The organism is bacterium (assembly GCA_035529855.1).
Lineage (GTDB): Bacteria > RBG-13-66-14 > B26-G2 > WVWN01 > WVWN01 > WVWN01.
This window is the reverse complement of the sequence record DATKVX010000008.1, coordinates 1-2,641: the sequence shown is the minus strand read 5'-3', so window position 1 is coordinate 2,641 and position 2,641 is coordinate 1. Positions and strand designations below refer to the sequence as shown.

Genomic DNA, 2,641 nt, shown 5'->3' with positions numbered 1-2,641 from the left:
AAGGCCGCCGTCGACCCGGCGTTCAAGAAGATGCTGTTGGAAAAACGCGCCGCAGCCGCGGAAGCCATCGCCCTCAATCTCGAGCCGGCGGAAGCGGCGATGCTCGAGGCCGTCCCGGCAAAACAACTCGAGGCCATCGTCGCGAATACGAAGGTCAACCCGGGCCTGCGGCCCGCGTTCCTGGGATACGCGGGGGGTGTGATGTTAGCGGCGCTGGGGGCCGGAGCGGCAAGTTGCAAAGCGAACGCGCGTAACAACGATAAGCCGTATCCGCCTCCCGCCGGCATCAACCCCGACATTCTCGAGGCCGCGGAACCGGCCGAAACCGCGACGACGGCCGGCGCATCCGTGTCCCTCGAAAAGGCCGCTAAAAAAGATGAATCGGGCGACGGGATGATTTCGGGAGTAGTAACGGATAACGAAGGAAACCCTTTACCCAACGTCTTAGTGTCTGCCGTTGGGACGAAGCGCTTCGCCGTAACTAACGCCGACGGATACTACCTCATAACCCCTGTCCCTCCCGGCGTTATTACGGTCGAAGCTTTCTCCACCGCATACGGAAGCATAGAACGGACCGACGTTAAAATCCTAGCCGGTTTAACCACTAACCTAACGTTCCAATACACCAATCCCCCATTAGAAACACCGGCAGAACCGCGCATAAAATATAATCAAGGTTATCAGGGCATCCGTCCCGACGCTCCCTCGAAGAAAGGCAAATAGTATGCAACTAGAAATCCCTCGCGGCGTCGAGGTACTAATAAAAAAGGCCGCCGTCGACCCGGCGTTCAAGAAGATGCTGTTGGAAAAACGCGCCGCAGCCGCGGAAGCCATCGCCCTCAATCTCGAGCCGGCGGAAGCCGCGATGCTCAACGCCGTCCCGGTAAAACAACTCGAGGCCATCGTCGCTAACACGAAGGTCAACCCGAGCGTTAGGCCCGCGTTCCTCGGCTACGCCGCGGCCGCGATGTTGGCGGCGCTGGGAGCCGGGGCCTACGCGGAGGACCCGGAAGAATGGGAGATGCGCACGACCGGTATCGACCCGGAGATTCCACCGAAGGCCGAAACGGCGGCGGCCGCTGAAATAAACGATACGGCCGATTACGGTACGATCTCCGGTATGGCAACTGATGAAGAATGGCACCCGCTGAGTAACGTTGAAGTAATTATTAAAGGAACGGCGTTAACAGTACTAACCGATAAAAAAGGTTATTACGTTTTTTCTTACGTACCCGAAGGTTTATACGAAATGGAAGCCTCGCACGAAACATTAGGCGTACTATTAAAAACCGGTATTGAGGTAATACCGGGCCTTAGGACTAACGTTTCTTTCCATTTCGGCGAGCCGCACGATTTCCCCGAAAAATCGGTAATAACCGGCATTCGCCCCGACCTCCCCGATAAGGAGGGCGATTAACATGCCCGGCGATATAACGCTCGTAAACCTCAACATGCTATTCATTCGCTACGGCGAGGAGGTCGAGCGCGAGCTGCACGTCCCGCTCGGGCCGCTGTACCTCGCCCGCGCGCTGGAGGACGCCGGCGTCGGCGTTGACTTCCGCGATTACCAATGTTGCCCGTCCGACGACCCGTTCGACATGGAGGTCTTCCTCGAGTTCCTGAAGGACCCGGCGCCGGTTATTGGCCTGTCGTGCATGGCCAACCTCCTGCCGTTCTCGCTCCTCGCGATGAAGGCGTTACGCGAGCGCTACCCCGACCGCAAACTCGTCCTGGGAGGCGTAGGCGCCAAATCGGTGGAGGACAAGGTCCTCACGCGCTTCCCGTGGGTCGACGTCGTATGCCGCGGCGAGGCCGAGGTCACGGGCCCCGAGCTCCTGCGCGCATTAAACGACGGCGGCGACCTCTCAGAAGTCGCCGGCATCTCGTACCGCGACGACGGCCGCGTCGTCGGCAACCCGGGCCGCGAACGCCTCGCCGACCTCGACGCTATCCCCTTCCCCGCGTGGGACAAGATCGACCTCCCGAAATACGCCGGCTACGGCATGATGACGAGCCGCGGCTGCCCCTACCCCTGCACGTTCTGTTCCGTCGCGCCGGTATGGGATTATAAAAGTTATTCCCGCAGCCCCGAAAACATCGTCGCCGAGATGAAGGTCCTACACGAGGAGGCCGGCGTCGACCTCTTCCTCTTCCAGGACGAATTCTTCGTCTCCGGCAAGAAGCAGGTTGTGGCGTTCTGCCGGGAATTGGAGAAGTCCGGCCTGGACGTCAACTGGAAGGCGTTCGGCCGCGTCAACCTGTGCGACGTCGAGATGATGAAGGCGATGGCCGACAGCGGCTGCCTCGAGCTCCGCTTCGGCGTCGAGTCCGGCTCGGACCGCGTCCTCGAAATTATCAAGAAGGGATTCACCGCCCAGGAGACGTTGGACCTAATACCGCAAGCCATCGAACTCTTCCCCCGCGTCGACGCCTTCTACGTCTGGGGCTTTCCGTTCGAGACCGATGAGGATTTCAACCAGTCGCTCTTCCAGATGGTCTCGTTCCGGATGATGGGCGCGCGGATCCTCCCGAGCCTGTTGTCGCTGTTGCCGCAAACGCCGATATACGAGGAGTGGGCGCCCAAGGTCACGCTCGAGTTCTGCCCGTACCTGCTGCCGGAGTTCGTCTTCACCGGCCACGA

At 60.0% G+C, this 2,641-nt stretch carries 3 protein-coding genes; all 3 read left to right on the top strand.

Features of this window, described 5'->3' with window-relative positions:
- The coding region (locus VMX79_00990) for a carboxypeptidase-like regulatory domain-containing protein (GenBank protein HUV85669.1) at window positions 1–723 on the top strand (723 nt) is incomplete at its 5' end.
- 1 nt (window position 724) lies between these two features.
- Window positions 725–1,417, top strand: a complete 693-nt coding sequence (locus VMX79_00985; GenBank protein ID HUV85668.1) for a carboxypeptidase-like regulatory domain-containing protein — start codon at window positions 725–727, stop codon at window positions 1,415–1,417.
- 1 nt (window position 1,418) lies between these two features.
- A partial coding sequence (locus tag VMX79_00980; GenBank protein ID HUV85667.1) for a radical SAM protein occupies window positions 1,419–2,641 on the top strand: 1,223 nt, incomplete at its 3' end.